Consider the following 19,858-nt stretch of genomic DNA (forward strand, 5'->3'; position numbering starts at 1 on the left):
CCGGCAAGGACATCGACAATGCACTGGTGGTAGGTCTGCAGGTAAAAGCAACCTTCTGAACCGGTTGCCGGGGCTGCTTTGCAGCCCTTCGCAGGCAAGCCCGCTCCTACACCGACCGCACAGGTTTCAAGGATTGTGCAATTGATGCAGGGGCGGGCTTGCCCGCGAAGAGGCCAGCACGATCAATCCTGCTTGAGGTAATCCACCAGCCTGAGCAGCATGGCATCACACCCCTGCAACTGCTCGACGCTGACAAACTCGTCAGGCTTGTGCCCCTGGTCCATGCTGCCAGGCCCGCACACCACGGTCGGGATGCCGGCCTGGTCGAACAACCCGCCCTCGGTGCCAAACGCCACCGTGCCGAACTCGTCAGAGCCGCTGAGCAACGCCACCAGCCGCGCCGCTTCGCTGTCTGCCGGCGTGGCCAGCCCCGGGTAGGCGCTCAGCGGCTCCAGCCGAATGGCGCTGGCGGCATCGACCTTGCGCATGCGCGGCAGCAGCTCGGCCTCGGCGTAGGTCTGCAACTGGTCGGCCACTGCCTGCGCCTCGAACCCTGGCAAGGCGCGCACTTCGAAATCGAATTCGCATTCCGCCGGCACGATATTCAGCGCCCTGCCGCCTTTGATCACGCCGGTCTGCACCGTGGAGAACGGCGGGTCGAAGCGTTCATCATGCTGCTCTGGTTGTGCGAGCACCGCGCCGATTTCACCCAGTTTGCCGATCAGTTTCGCCGCGTATTCGATGGCATTCACCCCGTAAGGCGCATACGCCGAGTGGCAGGCCGCGCCATGCACCTGGCAGCGCATGGCCAGCTTGCCCTTGTGCCCGAGCACCGGCTTTAGCCCTGTGGGCTCGCCAATCAGACACAGCTGCGGCTTGTGCGGGCGCTGTTCGAGTGCAGCGAGCATCGAGCGCACGCCCAGGCAGCCGACTTCCTCATCGTAGGAGAACGCCAGGTGCACCGGCATGCGCAACGGCTGGGCAAGGAATGCGGGGACGGCCGCCAGCACCGAGGCAATGAAGCCCTTCATGTCGGCTGTACCACGGCCATACAGGCGCCCGTCGCGCTCGGTCAGGGCGAACGGCTCGACACTCCACGCCTGGCCGTCCACCGGCACCACGTCGGTATGCCCGGACAGCACCACGCCCCCCACGTCGCTGGGGCCGATGGTGGCGAACAGGTTGGCCTTGGTGCCCTCGGGGTTATGGAACAGCTCGCTGTGCACACCCTGCTCGGCCAGGTAGTCGCGGATGAATCCGATCAGCGCCAGGTTGGAATCGCGGCTGACCGTGGTAAAGCCGATCAGCCGGGCCAGCAGCGCGCGGCTGGCGAATTCACTCATCGCCCGGCACCCCGTAGCTTGGCGCGGCGGTGGGGTCCAGTGCGCGGGTGACGTAGTCCTGCATCTGCGGGCGATAAGCTTGCCACAGGCCATCGAGCACACCGATCGGGTCGGCATCGGCCCAGTCGACACGAAGGTCCACCAGCGGCCAGGTCAGCTCGCCAGCAATTTTCAATGCGGCCGAGTGTACCGGCCCCGCCTCGCCGCCAGCGGCCATCGCCGCATGCATTGCCGCCAGCAGGCGCTCGGCCAGGTGCCCGCCAGCCTGCTCGAACGCCAGCACCATGGCGTCGATCACCTGGGTGGAGGCCAGCAGGTTGCCTGCCGCCGCGCATTGCTCCCCTGCCACGGCATGGTGCGTGCCCAACGCTTCGCGGCCGGTGAACACCGCCACCTGACCGTGGCTGTCGATCACCGTGACCTGGCGGTACTCGCTCCAGCCATTGGCGCTCAGCACCCGATCCAGTGCTGCGGCGGGCGGCAATTGGCCTTGCTCCAGTGCGTCGAGAATCTGCGGACCAAGCGCCGGCAAGGTGATGTTCTGGGTAGAGACCGCACCCACGCCTGCACGCACCCACGGGCAGCGTGCGCCTACGGCGATGCTCGACGAGCTGATGGCGATACCGACCTGGCCGGTTTCCTGGCAACGACCGATGATGGAGAACGTCATGTCATGGTTCCTGTTGTGCTGTGCGATACACGGCATTCTGGGTCGAACCTTGCAGTGGGCGAAACGACCTTTTTCCGAGGGGTTAGGCAGGAAAAAACTGTGCTCTGGCAGACATCGAGCGCCGCCCGCCAGAAATCACCGGATGCACGTGCCCCACCCTCCCCGCAAAGCAACAAAATCGAGGGGTTCGCCGTTTTATCGGCAAGCCCCAGCTAAATACTATTTTCGCCATTTCCCCGGCATCCCTAGTCTGGCCCCAGGCAACGGCGGTCCTCCAAACCGACCTGACAAAAACCGCCTGAACAAGGGCTCGGACATGACACTGAACAACTTCGAAATCGACACCCTCGTCGTCGGCGCCGGCCAGGCCGGCGTGGCCATGAGCGAACACCTGAGCAAGCTTGGCGTGCCGCACCTGGTGCTTGAACGCAACCGCATCGCCGAGGCCTGGCGCACTGGCCGCTGGGATTCGCTGGTGGCCAACGGCCCGGTCTGGCACGACCGCTTCCCGGGGCTGGAATTCAACCTCGACGCCGACGCCTTCGCCGGCAAGGACCAGGTAGCCGACTATTTCGAGCAGTACGTACGCAAGTTCAACCTGCCCGTGCGCACCGGCATAGAAGTGAAGCGCGTGGTGCGCAACAGCGACCGCCCAGGCTTCACCATCGAAACCAACGAGGGTGTGATTCGTGCCAACCGCGTAGTCGCCGCCACCGGCCCGTTCCAGAAGCCGGTGATCCCGGCGATCGCGCCGAAAGACGCAAGCCTGCACCAGATCCACTCGGCGGCGTACTACAACCCTGAGCAACTGCCGCAAGGCGCGGTGCTGGTGGTGGGTGCCGGCTCCTCGGGCGTACAGATCGCCGAAGAGCTGATGCGCGCGGGTCGCCAGGTGTACCTGTCGGTCGGCGCCCACGACCGCCCGCCACGTGCCTACCGCAACCGCGACTTCTGCTGGTGGCTGGGGGTGCTGGGTGAATGGGATGCGGAAATCGCCAAGCCCGGCCGCGAACACGTGACCATCGCGGTGAGCGGCGCCCGTGGCGGCCACACCGTAGACTTCCGCGCCCTCGCCCACCAGGGCATGACCCTGGTCGGCCTGACCCAGTCGTTCGAAAACGGCGTGGCGCGCTTCCAGAACAACCTGGTCGACAACATCAACCGTGGCGACGACAACTACCTGGCGCTGCTGGATGCCGCCGACGCCTACATCGAACGCAACGGCCTCGACCTGCCGGAAGAGCCCGAAGCCCGCACGCGCCTGGCCGACCCGGAGTGCATGCGCAACCCGCTGCAGCAACTGGACCTGACCGAGGCCGGCGTCACCAGCATCATCTGGGCCACCGGTTACGGCGTGGACTTCAGCTGGCTGCAGGTCGACACCTTCGATGCCAACGGCAAGCCCCAGCACCAGCGCGGCGTGGCCCGTGAGCCGGGTGTGTACTTCCTTGGCCTGCCGTGGCTGTCGCGCCGTGGCTCATCGTTCATCTGGGGCGTATGGCACGACGCCAAGCACGTCGCCGGCCATATCGCCACGCAACGCACCTATACCGCCTACCGCGACAGCGACCAGCGCGCAGCGGATGAGCAGCAACCCGCCAAGATCAGCAACGTCAGCACCCTCGGAGCCCACTGATGCCTACCCATACCCGCATCCGCATGTTCAACACCAAGGCCACCTACCCCAACCAGACCCTGGACAACGACCTGTGCCAGGCGGTGCGCGCCGGCAACACCATCTATGTGCGCGGCCAGGTGGGTACCGACTTCGAGGGCAAGCTGGTGGGCCTGGGCGACCCCCGGGCACAGAGCGAGCAGGCGATGAAGAACGTCAAGCAGTTGCTTGAGGAAGCCGGCTCGGACCTGTCGCACATCGTCAAGACCACCACCTACATCACCGACCCGCGCTTCCGCGAGCCGGTGTACAAGGAAGTGGGCAAGTGGCTCAAAGGGGTGTTCCCGATTTCCACCGGGCTGGTGGTTGCCGGGTTGGCCCAGCCGGAGTGGCTGATGGAGATCGATGTGATCGCCGTGGTGCCGGATCAGGAATGACCGGCAAGCTGCGCGGCGGATCACAGCCTGCCGTGCAGCCACCTTCGGGTAGCCTGCGCCGCCGCTTGCAAGCGTTGTTCTGCCTGCACACCTGCACACGGCACCTCAACGCTGATACACAGGTCCCTGGGCAAGGCGGCGAGAAAGCAAGCTCCCACAGGAATGGTGCGAACCTCGAGCGTTGTGCTGTCCCTGTGGGAGCTGGCTTGCCGGCGATGGGCCGCGTAGCGGCCCCGGCGATTCAGTCTAGAAGCCGACCGTCGCCGAGAGCAGATAAGTCCGCGGGGTAGACAGCGTCAGCCCCGGCTCGCTGTCATCCGAAGCCCCCGCCGAACTCCAGTAACGATCATCCAGCACGTTCTCGACACTGGCGCGCAAGGTCACCTCGGTAGCGTCTACCTTGAACGCATAACGCGCCCCCAGATCGTAACGCTCCCAGCCATCGATCTGCTTGCTGTTGTTCTGGTCCAGGTACTGCGAGCTCGAATGAATACCGCGCGCCGTCAGGGTAAGGCCGTTTACCCCCGGTATATCCCATTCGGCGCCAAGGTTGACGTTGTACTCGGGCGTGGCCGGCGCGCGATTGCCATCGAAGTTGCCGCCAACGGTATCGGTCAGTTCGCTGTCGATATACATCACACCGCCCAGCACCCGCACACCTTGCACAGGCTCGCCGAACACGCTCAGCTCGATCCCGCGGTTGTCACGCTTGCCATTGGGCCCGAACACCCGTGACGTGGCATTGGTCTCGTAGGCCGGCTGGCGAATGCGGAAAGCACTGGCGGTGAAGGCGACCTTGCCCAGGTCATACTTGGCCCCCACCTCAACCTGGCGGCTGGTAAATGGCGGGAATATCTGGTCTTCGTTGATCGAGGTCGACGGCGCGATCTTGCCCTGGCTCAGGCCCTCCATGTAGTTGGCGTACAGCGATAGCTGGTCAGTGACCTTGAGCAGCACGCCGCCCGAAGGCGAGACCTTTTCTTCGTCGTAGGCGGTGTCACCCTTGACCCCATCGCTCCAGTCATCCACTTGCACCCTCTGCCAGCGCGCGCCCAGGGTCAGCAGCAGGCGGTCATCGAAAAAGCCGAGGGTGTCGGCCAGGGCCACACCGGAAAAGCGGTTTTCCGTGTAGACCTCGGGGTCGATGCGGGTCGGTGTACCTGGCGTCGGTGTCGCCACCGGGTTGTACAGGTTGCTGGGCGCCGAGGCATAACGCGCTCCACCGTTGGTGAAGTCCATGTAGAAGTAGGTAGCGGCCAGGTTCAGTTCGTGGCTGACCGGCCCGGTATGGAACCAGTTGCGCAAGCCGGCCATGGCGGTACGCACGCTTTCATCCCGGGTGAAATCCCGTGGCTGCACGTTGAAGTCACCGGCATCGTTGAGGATCGACACATTGTGGCGCAGGAAGTCGTGGTTGCTCTTGCGTGCACCGACCGCGCCATAGGCCAGCAGCGACTCGCTGATATCGTACTCGGCATGCAATGCACCAAAGGTGTCGTTGGTGCGCGCCTTGCTCCAGGCCTGGGCATAGTTGTGGCGCACGTCGTTGGCATCCGGCACCTTGGCATTGGCACCGATCAGTACCCGCTCCTGGGGCGCGTCGGTATCACGCTCGGTATGGCCCAGGTCTGCCGACAGGCGCAGCCGCTCGCCGCGAAAATCCAGGCCCAGCACCGCCATTTCGCGATCGACGCTCTGATGGTCCCATTCGGTGTCACCCGACTGCTTCACACCATTGAAGCGCACGCCAAACTGGTCGCCCTCGCCGAAACGGCGGCCAACGTCCACTGCGCCGCCTGCCTGGCTACCCGAAGCGAAGCTGCCGGTGAATTCGGTGATCGGTTTGTCGCCTGCCCGCTTGGGCTGCACGTTGATACCACCGCCGACACTGCCACGCGGCGAAATACCGTTGATCAACTGGCTGGGGCCTTTGATGATGTCGACCCGCTCGGCCATTTCCATGTCGATCGAGTAGGTAGGCAGAATGCCGTAGAGGCCGTTGTACGCCACATCGCTGTTGAACAGGCTGAAACCGCGGATGGTGAACTGCTCGAAGCGCCCACCAGCCGGGTTGGTGGCGCGTACCGACGGGTCACTGGCGATCAGCTCGCCCAGGGTCCGTGCCTGCTGGTTCTTTGCCAATTCGCTGGTGTAGCTGGTGATACTGAACGGGGTATCCATGAAGTCCCGCGAGCCAAGCAGGCCTTGCCCACCCTGCCGCGCCACCTGGCCACCGGCATAGGGCTGCGTATCGCCGCTGGCGGCCAGGCCACCGACAATGCTGGTGGGGGCGATTTCCAGGGCGCCACCGGCCTGGGGCGCCGGCACCAGTGTGAAGGCACCCTCGCCCACTGGCAGCAGCTGCAGGCCACTGCCGCGCAACAACTGCATGAACCCTTCGTCGACACTATAGCTGCCGGACAGGCCAGTGCTCTGCCGGCCCTGGACCAGTGCGGGGTCCAGCGAAAGGCTGATCCCGGCCTGGTCTGCAAAGCGGGTCAATGCGGCACCCAGGCTGGCGGGTGCTACTGCATAGGTGCGCCGGGCCGGCTCATCGGCCCACGCCGGGACGCACAACAACAGGCTCATGGCGAACAACGGATGTGCTGCGCGCGCCAGTGGGCGCAGGCGGCAATAAGTCACTGCAGGCATCGAACAAGGCTCCCCTTTATTTTCTACTACCGGTAATGACCGGTGAGGAAAAAAAAGGGGACAGCCTCAAACACGATTTTCTCGCGCAGCCAGGCTGACCCAATAGCGCGTGCGCGTCTGCACCTGCAATGGCAGGCTGGCGGCGAGCAAGGCCAGCACCCGGTCGGTGTCGTCCAGGCGGAACGTACCGGTCACGCGCAGGCGCTCCAGCTCTGGTGCCCAGCGCAGCACCCCTGGGCGATACCTGCGCAACTCGTGCAGCAGCTCGCCCAAAGGCCGATCATCCAGCCGCAGCACGCCTTCGCGCCAGCCCAGCCGCCATTCGTCCAGGCCTGTAACCGGGCCGACGCCAGCCGCCTGCAGGCTAGCCTGCTGCCCGGCCTGCAGCAGCAATGCCGGGCCGTGCAGCGGCTGCAGGCGCGCCGCACCGTTGAGCACCGACACGCGGCAGGCCTGATCGAGCAGTCGCGCACAGACCTCGCCAGCGCCCAGTACCACCTGACCATAGGGCACCTGCAGGGTCAGGGTCAGGTTGCCCGGTACCTTGACTGCCACCTCGCCGCGCAGCAGCGTCAGCCGGCGTCGGCCCGCGTCGATGTCGATTGCGCTGTCGGTGTTCAGCTGCACCAGGGTGCCATCGCTGAGCATCAACTGCCGGCGCTCCCCTGCCGCAGTCCGCATGTCGGCGGTCCAGGCATCCAGCGGCAGTTCGCGACTCGCCAGCCAGGCCGCCGGCAGCAACGCCGCCACCCCCAATGCCTGCTTGAGCAGCGCCCGGCGGCCGGCATCCGGGCGGTCGAGGGTGGCCATGGCCAGTGCACCCGGCAGCCCCGAAAAACGCTGACGCAGCAACAGCGCCTTCTGCCAGGCACCTTCGTGCAGGGCGTTGCTGGCACGCCATTGTTCCAGGCGCGTCAGGTCCGCCTCGCTGGCGCCGCCAGAATCCAGCAGCGCCAGCCAGCCGGCGGCTGCTCGCAGCGCATCGCGAAGCCCAGGGGAATGGTCAGTCATTGCAAATCGGCCAGCAGGCAATGCTCATAGGCTTGCGCCATGTAGCGCTTTACCGAGCGTTCGCAAACGCCCAGCCGCTGGCTGATCTCGGCGTAGCCCAGGCCTTCCAGCTGGCTCCAGAGAAAGGCCTTGCGCACCGGGGCTTTCAGGCCATCGAGCAATTCATCCAGCGCTTGCAGGGTTTCTAGCAGCACCCAGCGCTGCTCTGGCGAAGGCACGTGCTGCTCGGGCAACTGCGCCAATGCTTCGAGGTAGGCTTGTTCCAGGCTGCGCCGCTGGTAGAAGTTGCTGAGCAGGCGCTTGCCCACGGTCAGCAGGTAGGCGCGTGGCTCGCGGATGTCTGCCAGCGGCTGGGCACTGGCGAGGATGCGCAGGAAGGTATCCTGGCTGAGGTCGGCGGCGTCCCAGGCATTGCCCATGCGCCGGCGCAGCCAGGTTTCCAGCCAGCCGCGGTGCTCACGGTACAAGACAGGCAGGCTGGGTTGCGATGGCGGCGCGGCGTCGATCATGGCGAAGGCCCTGCGGTGGCGTAAATAGGATTAATTCTAATTTACACTGCACCGCAGCACCAAGCGCTTTGTTACCCGTCAGGCAATCGCCGCGTCCACCAGCACCTGGGCTTCCTGCACCAGGCGCTGCAGGTGCGCCTCGTCGATGAAGCTTTCGGCGTAGATCTTGTAGATGTCCTCGGTGCCCGACGGGCGCGCGGCGAACCAGCCATTGGCGGTCATCACCTTCAGCCCGCCGATGGCCTGGCCATTGCCCGGGGCATGGCTGAGGATCTTCACGATCGGCTCACCGGCCAGCTCGGTCGACTTCACCTGCTCCGGCGCCAGCTTGCTCAGCAGGGCCTTCTGCCGGGCGTCGGCCTTGGCCTCGACGCGGGTGGCGTACGGCTTGCCGAGCGCTTCGGTGAGGTCGGCATAGGCCTGGCTCGGGTTGCGACCGGTACGCGCGGTCATCTCGGCAGCCAGCAAGGCGGGGATCAGGCCATCCTTGTCGGTGGCCCACACCGAGCCGTCGCGGCGCAGGAACGACGCACCGGCGCTCTCCTCGCCACCAAAGCCCAGCGAACCGTCGAACAGCCCTTGGGCAAAGAACTTGAAGCCTACCGGCACTTCATAAAGGTCGCGACCAAGGCGCGTGGTGACGCGGTCGATCATGCCGCTGGACACCACGGTTTTGCCGACGGCAGCGTCGCTGCGCCACTGCGGGCGATGGCGGTACAGGTAGTCGATGGCCACGGCCAGGTAGTTGTTCGGCTGCAGCAGGCCATCGGCGGTGACGATGCCGTGGCGGTCGTGGTCCGGGTCGCAGGCGAAGGCCACGTCGAAGCGCTCGCGCAGGCCGATCAGGCCCTGCATGGCGTACGGCGAGGACGGGTCCATGCGGATCTGGCCATCCCAGTCGACGGTCATGAAGCGGAAGGTCGGGTCGACCTCGGTGTTCACCACTTCCAGGTCAAGCTTGTAGTGCTCGGCGATGGCCGACCAGTAGCGCACCCCTGCCCCGCCCAGCGGGTCTACACCGAGGCGCAGCTTGGCGCTGCGGATGATGTCGAAATCGATCACGTTTTCCAGGTCGGCCACATAGCTGCCTACGTAGTCGTGGCGCTGGGTGGTCGGTGCCTGCAGCGCCTGGGCATGGTCCATGCGCTTGACGCCCGCCAGGTCAGCCGCCAGCAGCTCGTTGGCCTTGGCCTCGACCCACTTGGTCACGTCGCTGTCGGCCGGCCCGCCATTGGGCGGGTTGTACTTGAAGCCACCGCTTTGCGGCGGGTTGTGCGACGGGGTAATGACGATGCCATCGGCCAGGCCCTGCTCGCGGCCACGGTTGTAGCAGAGGATGGCGTGGGACACGGCCGGCGTCGGCGTGTACTCGTCATCCTTGGACAACATCACCTGCACGCCATTGGCCGCCAGCACTTCCAGGGCGCTGGCGGTGGCCGGTGCCGACAGTGCATGGGTGTCGGCGCCGATGAACAGCGGGCCATCGATGCCCTTTTCCAGGCGGTACAGGCAAATGGCCTGGGTGATGGCCAGCACGTGGTACTCGTTGAAACTCAACTCCAACGACGTGCCCCGGTGCCCAGAGGTGCCGAAGGCCACTCGCTGAGCCGCCACGGCAGCGTCCGGGCGGCCGGTGTAGTAGGCGGTAAGCAGGCGGGGAATATCGACCAGCACGCTGGCCGGAGCCGGCTTGCCTGCCAAAGGACTGAGCGTCATGCAAAAACCTCGAGTTCAACGGATGTTGGTGTTGGAGCGTGCAGTGTACTGAGAGTTGCAATGCCGTGCGATGGGCGGTAGCAAAGAAAAGAACAGCTGACGCGCCCCTTGTAGAAGCGGCCTTGCGTCGCGATCGGGCCGCAAGGCCGCTCCTACAGACTCCGCGCATGCCGCTCATCTTGCGGATGCCGGTCTAGAGTAGAGGCCATACCCATCGAATACGAGGCCCCATGGCTTTCCACCGTCTGACCCGCACCCACCCACGCCTGAGCATCGCCGCCGCCGTCGGCCTGCTCGGGGCGTGGCTCATCCCCGCCGACGACACCGTGCAGCATATCCTCGCCGGCTGGAACCTTGGCGTATGGCTATACCTGCTGCTGGTGCTGTACCTGAGCTGGAACGCCAGCCCGGAAAAGGTCCGCAAGGTCGCCCGGGTCGAAGACGAAAACGCCGGCCTGGTCCTGCTCACCGTGTGCATTGCCGCCATCGCCAGCCTTGCCGCAGTGACCTTGCAACTGGTGTCCAGCCGCGATCTGCAAGGTGCTGACCAGGCCCTGCATTACCTGTACACCGGCCTGACCGTGGCAGGGTCCTGGCTACTGATCGGCTGCATATTCAGCCTGCACTACGCGCGGCTGTTCTACACAGGGCAGAACCATGAACCGCCGCTGCGCTTCGCCGATGGCGAGCGCAACCCGGATTACTGGGACTTCCACTACTTCTCCTTCACCATCAGTGTGGCGGTGCAGACTTCCGATGTGGGTGTGGCCGGACGGGGATTGCGGCGGGTGGTGCTGGCGCATTCGCTGGTGGGGTTCGTGTTCAATACGGCGATTCTGGGATTCACCATCAATATCGCGGCAGGGCTACTGGGCTGAGCGCGCCGCTCGTCCGAAAGTATCAGAGCATTATCATGGAGATATGCACCGCGACAGCTCAAGGAAAACGTTTGCTTGGCCAGTTGCCGCCCGGCATGCCCCCGAAGCTATGTGATCTCTGTCATGCATTAGTACATTTGTCGTATTTGCAGCCGAGAATCACCCATGGCAGGTGCTATCTTTACCTTCCCGGCGGCCGCATCGATGTGGCCACTTGCTCACCACGTCCAGGTACGGACAAGGAGGCTGGCATGAACAAGATGACGTTCCCCAACGCCTGCCAGGTGATGCGCTGGCATTTCCACCCGCTGGGGTTCGAGGCCAGCATGGATGCGCCACGCAGCATGATCGCGCGGCTGTTCGACCGCGCTACCGGGGAGACCGTACTGGCCATTGCCGGCATCCCTTGCGCGGCCATCATGGCCGCCGCCGATGTCGAACGCATCATCGAGGCCGTCGAGGCCGAGATGGATGCTTTCATACCCGCCTTCACCCTGCGCGCTGCGGTCTAGACTGCTGCCATATTTTTCTCGCCCAGGGCCTGCAACCTGCCCATGAACTGCTCGGCCGGCACAGGTTGCCCAAGCAGGTATCCCTGCAGCGAATCACAGCCCAGGCGGGTCAGGAAAGCCTGTTGCCTGTCGGTCTCGACCCCCTCGGCCACAATCCGCAGCCCCAGCGCCTGGCCCAGGGCGACGATTGCCGAGACGATTGCCGCATCGTCGCTGTCCTGCTCCAGGTCACGGACGAAACCGCGATCGATCTTCAGCTCGTTGGCCGGCAGGCGCTTGAGGTACATCAGGCTGGAATAACCGGTACCAAAGTCATCGATGGACAGGTCCACGCCCATGTCCGACAGGCGCTGCAGCACGGCCAGGCTGGCATCAGCGTCGTGCATGGCAGTGGTTTCGGTGATTTCCAGGGTCAGGCAGTTGGCCGGCAGGCCGTTCTGCTCAAGCGCCTTTGCCACGCTCTCGACCAGCCCTGCGTGGCAGAACTGGATAGCCGACAGGTTCACGGCCATGCGCCACCCCTGGTGGCCCTGGTCCAGCCATTCACGCATCTGGCGGCATGCCTCGCCAAGCACCCACTCACCGATTGGAATGATCAGCCCGGTCTTTTCCGCCAGGCCAATAAAGCGGTCGGGCAGCAACAGACCCTGCTGCGGATGCTCCCAGCGCAGCAACGCCTCGGCACCGATCGGCTGGCACGCCTGGGCATCGATTTTGGGCTGGTAGTGCAGGCGGAACTGGCGCTGCTCAAGGGCCTGGCGCAAGTCCTGCAACAGCTGCAGCTGCTGGCGGGCATTACTGTTCATCGACACGTCGAAGAAGCTGTAGCCGTTCTTGCCGGCGCTTTTGGCGTGGTACATGGCGGCGTCGGCGTTGCGCAGCAGCTCGTGCTGGTCCTGGCCATTGCCCGGGTAAAGAACGATGCCCAGGCTCGCTGACAATTGCAGGTCGTGCTCGGCCACGCGGAATGGCCGCGATACCAGGTTGACCTGCTTGACCGCCACGTCCATGGCATCGTCCGGTTCCTGCAACTCCACCAGCAGGACAAATTCGTCGCCGCCAATGCGCGCCAGTGTGTCCTGGCTGTGCAGATGCCCGCGCAGGCGCCCTGCCACGGCCTTGAGCAGCAGGTCGCCGATATGGTGGCCGAACGCATCGTTGACCGGCTTGAAGCCGTCCAGGTCGATGAACATCAGGGCAAAACAGCCGCCCTGCTCCGCCACCTTGGCGATGGCTTGCTCGATGCGGTCGGCCAACAGGGTGCGGTTGGGCAGATCGGTGAGAGTATCGTGCAGGGCAAGCTGCGTGAGCTCCTGATTGGCCAGAGTCAGCGAACGGGCCAGCTCGGCGGTGCGTGCCTCCAGGCGGGCGTCCAGCACCGAGGTCAGCAAGGCCACCGCCAATACCGCCAGGGTGGTGATCAGCACCAGGTAGACCAGGCCGTCACCCTGCAGGCCGCTGCCCAGCGCGCCGCAAAAGCTGCCCTCGGGGAAATTCGCCGCCGCCATGCCGGTGTAGTGCATGCCGACGATGGCAAAGCCCATCACCACCGCCGCCAGACCACGGATCTGCCTGACATAGGGCGTGTGCTTGCGCAGGCGGAAGGCGATCCACAGGGCCGCCGCTGATGCCCCAACCGCTATCAGCAAGGAGGCACCGAACAAGGCCGGGTCATAGTCGATTCCCGGCAGCATGCGCAGCGCGGCCATGCCGGTGTAGTGCATGCAGGCGATGCCCGCCCCCATGATCAGCGCACCAAAGCCCAGCTGCAGCCAGGGCAGACTTGGTTGGCTGACCAGCCACAAGGCAAAGCCTGAAGACAACACGGCAATCAGCAGCGAGAACGCGGTCAGGGGCAGGTCGTAGCCCAGGTCGATGGGCAGGCTGAAGGCGAGCATGCCGATAAAGTGCATCGACCATACGCCGATGCCCATGGCCAATGCGCCACCCCCCATCCACAAGTATGCAGCCCGGCCCTTGGCCGTGGCGATACGGCCGGTAAGGTCCAGGGCGGTATAGGACGCCAGGATCGCCACGCACAGCGAAATCAACACCAGCGAAGAGGAGTAGCTACCGGTCAACATGGGGAGTTCCAGCGCGGGACAGGGGGGCCCGGAAAAAGCTGACGATTGTACTCAAGCTTTGCCGAAACGCACGGGGTTTTTGCGAATGGGAATGGATCCAAAGATCGCGCCCTTCACTGTGCTTTCAGGGCTGCTGTGCAGCCCATCGCCGGCAAGCCAGCTCCCACAGGGTCCGCACTGTCTAAAGCAGTGTGTGGTGCCTGTGGGAGCTGGCTTGCCGGCGATGAGGCCGTCACAGGCATCATAAGGCTTGGAAAGCGAGTCAATCCTGCTCGGCAAACGCCTGATCGGCGTCCCAGCCCCCACCCAGCGCGGCAACCAGTTGCACACTGGCCACCAACCGCCCCTGCAGCAGGTTCAACACACTGCGCTCGTTGCTCAGCGCCGTGGTCTGCACATTCACCACATCCAGATAGCCGATCAGCCCGGCACGGTACTGGTTCTCGGTCAGGCGCAGCGACTCGCGGGCTGCATCCAGCGCCTCCTGGCGCACCACCGCTTCGTCGCCATACACCTTCAGCTGCACCAGCAGGTTTTCCACTTCCTTGAAACCGTCCAGCACGGTCTGGCGGTACTGCGCCACGGTCTGGTCATATACCGCCACCGTGCGGTCCACTTCGGCACTGCGCTTGCCGGCGTCGAACAGGTTCAGCGCCAGCTGCGGGCCCACCGACCAGTAGCGGTTGGGCAGCTCGATCCAGTTGTTGAAACTGCTGCTGGAATAACCGCCACTCATGCTCAGGCTCAGGTCCGGGAAATACGCCGCCCGCGACACGCCGATATTGGCGTTGGCCGCCATCACGTTACGCTCGGCCGAGGCAATGTCCGGCCGCCGCTCCAGCAACTGCGAAGGCAATGAAACCGGAATCTGCGGCAGAGCCGGAATGTTCTTGCTGTCGGCCAGGGCAAAGTTGGCCGGCGTCTTGCCCATCAGCACGGCAATGGCGTTCTCGAACTGCGCGCGCTGCCAGATCAGGTCGATCAGGTCGGCCTGGGTGCTCTTCAACTGGGTACGCGCCTGGGCCACCGCATCGGGGCCGGCGACACCGGCCCGGTACTGGTTTTCGTTCATTCGCAGCGAGCGTTCATAGGCCGCCACGGTAGCTTCCAGCAAGCGCTTCTGCTCGTCGATTACCCGCAGTTGCAGGTAGTTCTGCACCAGCTCCGACTGCTGGCTGAGGCGGATCGAGGCCAGGTCGGCCAGGCTGGCTTCAGCACTGGCTTCATTGGCGTTCAGGGTTTCGCGCAGCTTGCCCCACAGGTCGATCTCCCAGCTGACGCCCAACTGTGCATTGTAGGTGTCGCGGATGCCGCTGCTGCTGCTGGACAGGCTCGAGCTGGAACTGCCCGTACCCTGGGCAGAGCGGTTCTTGCCGACCGTCAGGTCCAGGCTGGGGAACAACCCTGCCCGGCTGCTGCGCACCAGTGCCTGGGCCTGGCGATACTGGGCTTCGGACTGCGCCACGGTCTGGTTGCTGCGGTTCAGCTCTTCGACCAGCGCGTTCAGCCCGGCATCGCCGTACAGTTCCCACCAGGCCCCGCGGGCGATGGCATCGGACGGCGTGGCCTGGGTCCAGCCTTCGGCGTGCTTGAACTGCGCCGCCGGGCTGTCCAGCTCGGGGCGGTGGTAGTCCGGGCTCAAGCTACAGGCACTGAGCAAGGCCGCGCACAATCCGGCACCCAGCAGGCGCGAGCCGCGGCCACGGGTCAGCACTTGCAGGGCACGGTGAAGTGGGGTCTGGGCAAAAGTCATAGCGGGGTATCCAGGGCGGCGTCGGTGCGCACGCCGCGCCAACGGTTGAAACGGTGACGCAGGTGGTCCAGGTACAAGTACACCACCGGCGTCGTATAAAGGGTCAGGACCTGGCTGAACACCAGGCCACCAATGATGGTCAGGCCCAGCGGCTGGCGCATCTCCGCACCCTCGGCACGGCTGAGCAACAGCGGCAGGGCACCAAGAATGGCCGCCAGGGTGGTCATCAGGATCGGCCTCAGGCGCAGCAGGCAGGCACGGCGGATCGACTCTTCCGGCGACAGGCCCTGATGGCGCTCCAGCTGCAAGGCCAGGTCGATCATCAGGATGGCGTTCTTCTTCACCACGCCAATCAGCAGGAATAGCCCCAGCAGCGAGATCAGGCTGAACTCGCCACCGGTGACGTACAGCGCCAGCAACGCACCGACCCCTGCCGAGGGCAAGGTCGAGAGGATGGTCAGCGGGTGAATATAGCTCTCGTAGAGAATACCCAGCACCAGGTAAACCAGCACCAAAGCGCCGAGGATCATGAACGGCTGGCCTTCCTGGGTCTTGGCGAAGGCGTTGGCCGTGCCGCCAAGCTTGGCGATCACCTCTTCAGGCAGGCCCAGCTTGGCCACCGCACGCTCCACGGCTGCCATGGCCTGGTCGGTGCTGTAACCTTCGGCGACATCGAAGGCGATGTCCTCGGAGGCGAACTGCCCCTCGTGGCTGACCCGGTCGTTGGCCAGGCTGTTCTCGTAGTGGGCGATGGTCGACAGCGGCACGCGAGCGCCGTCGGCGGTAATCACCTGCACTTGCTCGAGGGTGCTAGGGTCCCAGGCATACTTGGGGTTGATCTCCAGCACCACCTGGTACTGGTTGAGGCTGTCGTAGATGGTGGAGATCTGCCGCTGGCTGTAGGCGTTGTTGAGCACCGTGGTGACCATACTCATGTCGATGCCCAGGCGTTTGGCCTGGTCACGGTCTACCACCAGGGTCACCTGCTGGGTGCCAGAACCGTCGCGGGCATCGATGGCGGTCAGTTCGGGCAGCGCGCGTATCGCCGCCACTACCTTGGGGAACCACTCGCGCAGGGCTGACAGGTCACCGCTCTGCAAGGTGTAAAGGTACTGCGACGAGCTCTGGTCGCGGCCACCACCCCCCAGTTGCAGGTCCTGGTCGGCCATCAGGAACAGCCGCCCGCCGGGCACCTTGGGCATTTCCTTGCGCAACCGTTCAATCACCTTCTGCGCGTCGATCTTGCGCTCGCTGATCGGCTTCAGGCGCACAAGTACCATAGCGTTGTTGGTACCGCTGTTGCCGCCGATGAAACCGGCCACGCTCTGCACGGCCGGGTCCGCCAGCAGCGCCCGGCGGTAAATTTCCATCTTCGGCTGCATCACCCCGAACGACAGCCCGTCATCGCCACGGATGAAGCCCATCAACTGCCCGGTATCCTGCTGCGGGATGAGCGTTTTCGGCACCACCACATACAGGGCGACGTTCAGGCCGATGGTCGCCAGCAGGCTGATCAAGGTCAGGCGCCGGTGGCGCAGCACCCAGCCCAGGCTGCGGTCATAGCCATCGACCATGCGCTCGTGCAGTTTGTCGCTGTAGCGCTGCAGACGCGTCGGCTGGGCGCGGTGCGGCTTCAGCCAGCGGGCGCAGAGCATCGGCGTGAGGGTCAGCGAGACCACAAGCGAGACGATGATGGCCGCCGCCAGGGTGATCGAGAATTCCTGGAACAGGTTGCGCACGATGCCGCCCATGAACAGGATCGAGACGAACACTGCCACCAGCGAGACGTTCATGGACAGCAAGGTGAAGCCGACTTCCCTGGCGCCGAGAAACGCCGCGCGCATCGGCGGCTGGCCGTCCTCGATATGCCGCGAAATGTTCTCCAGCACCACAATGGCATCGTCCACCACCAGGCCGGTGGCGAGAATCAGCGCCATCAGCGACAGGTTGTTGAGGGAAAACCCGCACAGGTACATCACCGCGAAGGTGCCGACCAGCGACACCGGCACCGCCAGGCTGGGGATCAACGAAGCACGGAAACTGCCGAGGAACAGGTAGACCACCAGAATCACAAGCACCACGGCGACCAGCAGGGTGTGCTCGGCCTCTTTCAGGGTGGCCTTGATCACTGGCGAGCGGTCCATCGCCACGTTCAGCTGGACGCTGGCCGGCAGCAGCGACTGCAGGGCCGGCAGCTGTGCGTGGATCTGGTCGACGGTCTCGATGATGTTGGCGCCGGTCTGGCGGTTGACCACCAGCAGCACCGCACTCTGGTCGTTGAAGAAACCGCTGTTGTAGCGGTTTTCGACGCCGTCGGTCACGGTCGCCACATCGGCCAGACGCAAGATGGTGCCATTTTGCTGGCGGATCACGATCGGTTCGTAGTCCTTGGCCTTCTCCAGCTGGTCGTTGGCGCGCACTTGCCAGTTGCGCTCGCCGTCCTCTACAAAGCCCATGGGCCGGCGCTGGTTGGCATTGGCCACGGCGGTGCGAACTTCGTCCAGCGACAGGCTGTACTGGTTGAGCAGTTGCGGCTCGACGGCAATGCGCACCGCCGGCAACGAACTGCCACCGATCTGCACTTCCCCTACCCCGCTCACCTGGGCCAGGCTCTGCGACAGGATGGTATCGGCCAGGTCGTACAGCTGACCCTTCTGCAACACATCCGAAGTCAGTGACAGCACCATGATCGGTGCCTGCGCCGGGTTGATCTTCTTGTAGGTGGGCATGCTGCGCATGCCACTGGGCAACAGATTGCGGGTAGCATTGATGGCCGCCTGCACTTCACGCGCAGCGCCGTCGATGTCCCGGCCCTGCTCGAAGCCGATGATGACCCGCGTCGAGCCCTGGTTCGAGCTGCTGGTCAGGGTGGTAACGCCGGCGATGCTGCCAAGCTTGCGCTCCAGCGGCGTGGCCACGGTAGAGGCCATGACCTCCGGGCTGGCCCCCGCCAGGTTGGCCTGCACCACGATCACCGGGAAGTCCATCTGCGGCAACGGCGCCACCGGCAGCAGGCCGAAGCTGACGCCACCCAGCAGCATGATCGCCAGGCTCAGCAGCATGGTCGCCACCGGCCGGCGAATAAAAGGTGCGGACAGGTTCATGCCTCGGCCTGCTTCGCGTCAGTGGCCGGGCGCCAGCGCTGGGCCAGGCGGTCGAAGTACAGGTAGATGACCGGTGTGGTGAACAGCGTCAGCACCTGGCTGACCAGCAGCCCGCCGACCATCACCAGGCCCAGCGGCTGGCGCAGTTCGGCACCGGAACCGGTGGCCAGCATCAGCGGCACAGCGCCGAACAGCGCCGCCAGGGTGGTCATCAGGATCGGCCGGAAGCGCAGCAGCGCCGCCTGGTAGATCGCATCCTGCGGGCTCATGCCCTGGTGTCGCTCGGCCTCCAGGGCGAAGTCGATCATCATGATGGCGTTTTTCTTGACGATGCCGATCAGCAGGATGATGCCGATGATGGCGATCATGCCCAGGTCGTTGCCACTGAGGATCAACGCCAGCAATGCGCCGACCGCTGCCGATGGCAGGGTCGAGAGGATGGTCACCGGGTGGATATAGCTCTCGTACAGCACGCCCAGCACGATGTACATGGTCACCACAGCGGCCAGAATCAGCAGCAAGGTGCTCGACAAGGATGCCTGGAACGCCTCGGCAGCGCCCTGGAATTTGGTCTGCACGCCAATCGGCATGCCGATGTCCTGCTGCACCTGCTCGATCACCTTCACCGCCTCGCCCAGCGAAGCGCCGTGCGCCAGGTTGAACGACATCATCACCGCCGGGAACTGGCCGATGTGCGAGATCGCCAGTTGCGCCTGGCGCTGCTCGACACGTGCCAGCGCAGACAGGCGCACCTGGCCGCCGTCGCTGGCCTTGACGTGGACCGCCTCCAGCGCCTGCGGGCCGATGCTTGCCGCATCGCGCGACTGCAGCACCACCCGGTACTGGCTGGCCTGGGTGTAGATGGTCGAGATCTGCCGCTGGCCGAAGGCGTCGTACAGGGCGTTGGTGATCTGCGAAACGTTGATCCCCAGGCGGCTGGCCATGTCGCGGTCAATCACCAGGTACACCTGCAGCCCCTTGTCCTGCAGGTCGCTGGCCACGTCCTGCAGTTCGGGCCGCTGCTGCAGGGCATTGGTCAGCTTGCCGCTCCACAGCGCGAGCAGGTCGGCATCCGGCGAAGACAGGCTGAACTGGTACTGGGTACGGCTGACCCGGTCTTCGATGCTCAGGTCCTGCACCGGCTGCATGAACAGGCGGATACCGACCAGCTTGTCGACCTGCGGCTGCAGGCGGCTGATCACCTCGGCGGCGGTGGCATCGCGCTCGCCATGCGGCTTGAGGTTGATCAGCAGGCGGCCACTGTTGAGCGTGGCGTTGTCGCCGTCCACGCCAATGTACGAGGACAGGCTCTGCACCGCCGGGTCCTGCAGGATCACCTTGCTCAAGGCCTGCTGGCGGTCGCTCATGGCGGCGAACGAAGTGGATTGCGGGGCTTCGGAAATACCCTGGATCACCCCGGTGTCCTGCAGCGGGAAGAATCCCTTGGGTACGATCATGTACAGGAACACGGTCAGCACCAGGCTGGCCACTGCCACCAGCAGGGTCAGCGGCTGGTGCCGCAGAACCCACTGCAAGCCGCGGCCATAGTGCTTGATCAGCCAGTCGATCCAGGC

Annotated in this window: 14 protein-coding genes; 4 read left to right on the top strand and 10 right to left on the bottom strand. The window is 64.8% G+C overall.

Annotation, left to right across the window (positions count from 1 at the left end; genetic code table 11):
- Positions 1-182 precede the first annotated feature (182 nt).
- Together argE and HP547_RS14055 are read right to left on the bottom strand one after the other, a co-directional pair.
- The gene (gene argE / locus HP547_RS14050; RefSeq protein WP_172226903.1) at positions 183-1,343 is read right to left on the bottom strand and encodes an acetylornithine deacetylase; all 1,161 of its coding nucleotides are present in this window, start codon (positions 1,341-1,343) and stop codon (positions 183-185) included.
- Positions 1,336-2,013 (bottom strand): DUF1028 domain-containing protein, encoded by a 678-nt coding sequence (locus HP547_RS14055; protein WP_172286615.1) that lies wholly within the window; start codon positions 2,011-2,013, stop codon positions 1,336-1,338. The genes argE and HP547_RS14055 overlap by 8 nt, the downstream gene beginning before the upstream one ends.
- A 316-nt stretch (positions 2,014-2,329) precedes the next feature.
- On the opposite strand from HP547_RS14055, the gene HP547_RS14060 reads away from it, so the two are divergent.
- Together HP547_RS14060 and HP547_RS14065 are read left to right on the top strand one after the other, a co-directional pair.
- Positions 2,330-3,649, top strand: coding sequence for an NAD(P)/FAD-dependent oxidoreductase (locus HP547_RS14060; RefSeq protein ID WP_172286616.1), 1,320 nt, complete (start codon positions 2,330-2,332; stop codon positions 3,647-3,649).
- Positions 3,649-4,065 carry a RidA family protein gene (locus HP547_RS14065; RefSeq protein WP_172226911.1) on the top strand — a complete coding sequence of 139 codons (417 nt, stop codon included), beginning with the start codon at positions 3,649-3,651 and terminating at the stop codon, positions 4,063-4,065. The genes HP547_RS14060 and HP547_RS14065 overlap by 1 nt, the downstream gene beginning before the upstream one ends.
- Before the next feature lie 246 nt (positions 4,066-4,311).
- Here the strand turns inward: HP547_RS14065 and HP547_RS14070 are convergent, their stop codons facing one another.
- The 4 genes from HP547_RS14070 to pgm form a co-directional block, all read right to left on the bottom strand.
- Positions 4,312-6,717 carry a TonB-dependent receptor gene (locus tag HP547_RS14070; RefSeq protein WP_172286617.1) on the bottom strand — a complete coding sequence of 802 codons (2,406 nt, stop codon included), beginning with the start codon at positions 6,715-6,717 and terminating at the stop codon, positions 4,312-4,314.
- A 66-nt stretch (positions 6,718-6,783) separates the two neighbouring features.
- Positions 6,784-7,728 (bottom strand): FecR domain-containing protein, encoded by a 945-nt coding sequence (locus HP547_RS14075; RefSeq protein WP_172286618.1) that lies wholly within the window; start codon positions 7,726-7,728, stop codon positions 6,784-6,786.
- Positions 7,725-8,237 carry a sigma-70 family RNA polymerase sigma factor gene (locus HP547_RS14080; protein WP_172286619.1) on the bottom strand — a complete coding sequence of 171 codons (513 nt, stop codon included), beginning with the start codon at positions 8,235-8,237 and terminating at the stop codon, positions 7,725-7,727. The genes HP547_RS14075 and HP547_RS14080 overlap by 4 nt, the downstream gene beginning before the upstream one ends.
- Before the next feature lie 78 nt (positions 8,238-8,315).
- Entirely contained in the window at positions 8,316-9,953 is a 1,638-nt protein-coding gene (gene pgm, locus HP547_RS14085) for a phosphoglucomutase (alpha-D-glucose-1,6-bisphosphate-dependent) (protein ID WP_172286620.1), read from the bottom strand.
- 230 nt (positions 9,954-10,183) lie between these two features.
- Between pgm and HP547_RS14090 the strand changes: the two genes are divergently transcribed.
- Positions 10,184-10,831: a DUF1345 domain-containing protein gene (locus HP547_RS14090; protein WP_172220039.1), complete on the top strand. Its 648-nt coding sequence runs from the start codon at positions 10,184-10,186 to the stop codon at positions 10,829-10,831.
- 251 nt (positions 10,832-11,082) lie between these two features.
- Positions 11,083-11,343: a DUF1652 domain-containing protein gene (locus HP547_RS14095; protein WP_172286621.1), complete on the top strand. Its 261-nt coding sequence runs from the start codon at positions 11,083-11,085 to the stop codon at positions 11,341-11,343.
- Here HP547_RS14095 and HP547_RS14100 read toward each other — a convergent pair.
- The 4 genes from HP547_RS14100 to HP547_RS14115 form a co-directional block, all read right to left on the bottom strand.
- Positions 11,340-13,427, bottom strand: coding sequence for a bifunctional diguanylate cyclase/phosphodiesterase (locus HP547_RS14100; RefSeq protein WP_172286622.1), 2,088 nt, complete (start codon positions 13,425-13,427; stop codon positions 11,340-11,342). The genes HP547_RS14095 and HP547_RS14100 overlap by 4 nt on opposite strands.
- A 262-nt stretch (positions 13,428-13,689) precedes the next feature.
- Positions 13,690-15,180 carry an efflux transporter outer membrane subunit gene (locus tag HP547_RS14105; RefSeq protein WP_172220048.1) on the bottom strand — a complete coding sequence of 497 codons (1,491 nt, stop codon included), beginning with the start codon at positions 15,178-15,180 and terminating at the stop codon, positions 13,690-13,692.
- Positions 15,177-18,284, bottom strand: a complete 3,108-nt coding sequence (locus HP547_RS14110; protein WP_172220051.1) for an efflux RND transporter permease subunit — start codon at positions 18,282-18,284, stop codon at positions 15,177-15,179. Before HP547_RS14110 ends, HP547_RS14105 begins: the two co-directional genes overlap by 4 nt.
- On the bottom strand, positions 18,281-19,858 hold a 1,578-nt coding region (locus HP547_RS14115), incomplete at its 5' end, for an efflux RND transporter permease subunit (protein ID WP_172286623.1). The genes HP547_RS14115 and HP547_RS14110, both read right to left, overlap by 4 nt.

Source organism: Pseudomonas sp. CM27, from assembly GCF_013179515.1.
Taxonomy (GTDB): domain Bacteria; phylum Pseudomonadota; class Gammaproteobacteria; order Pseudomonadales; family Pseudomonadaceae; genus Aquipseudomonas.

Bases quoted from the DNA above. Each gene is read 5' to 3' on its own strand.
- argE (WP_172226903.1), bottom strand. From the start codon at position 1,343: ATGAGTGAATTCGCCAGCCGCGCGCTGCTGGCCCGGCTGATCGGCTTT.
- HP547_RS14055 (WP_172286615.1), bottom strand. From the start codon at position 2,013: ATGACGTTCTCCATCATCGGTCGTTGCCAGGAAACCGGCCAGGTCGGT.
- HP547_RS14060 (WP_172286616.1), top strand. From the start codon at position 2,330: ATGACACTGAACAACTTCGAAATCGACACCCTCGTCGTCGGCGCCGGC.
- HP547_RS14065 (WP_172226911.1), top strand. From the start codon at position 3,649: ATGCCTACCCATACCCGCATCCGCATGTTCAACACCAAGGCCACCTAC.
- HP547_RS14070 (WP_172286617.1), bottom strand. From the start codon at position 6,717: ATGCCTGCAGTGACTTATTGCCGCCTGCGCCCACTGGCGCGCGCAGCA.
- HP547_RS14075 (WP_172286618.1), bottom strand. From the start codon at position 7,728: ATGACTGACCATTCCCCTGGGCTTCGCGATGCGCTGCGAGCAGCCGCC.
- HP547_RS14080 (WP_172286619.1), bottom strand. From the start codon at position 8,237: ATGATCGACGCCGCGCCGCCATCGCAACCCAGCCTGCCTGTCTTGTAC.
- pgm (WP_172286620.1), bottom strand. From the start codon at position 9,953: ATGACGCTCAGTCCTTTGGCAGGCAAGCCGGCTCCGGCCAGCGTGCTG.
- HP547_RS14090 (WP_172220039.1), top strand. From the start codon at position 10,184: ATGGCTTTCCACCGTCTGACCCGCACCCACCCACGCCTGAGCATCGCC.
- HP547_RS14095 (WP_172286621.1), top strand. From the start codon at position 11,083: ATGAACAAGATGACGTTCCCCAACGCCTGCCAGGTGATGCGCTGGCAT.
- HP547_RS14100 (WP_172286622.1), bottom strand. From the start codon at position 13,427: ATGTTGACCGGTAGCTACTCCTCTTCGCTGGTGTTGATTTCGCTGTGC.
- HP547_RS14105 (WP_172220048.1), bottom strand. From the start codon at position 15,180: ATGACTTTTGCCCAGACCCCACTTCACCGTGCCCTGCAAGTGCTGACC.
- HP547_RS14110 (WP_172220051.1), bottom strand. From the start codon at position 18,284: ATGAACCTGTCCGCACCTTTTATTCGCCGGCCGGTGGCGACCATGCTG.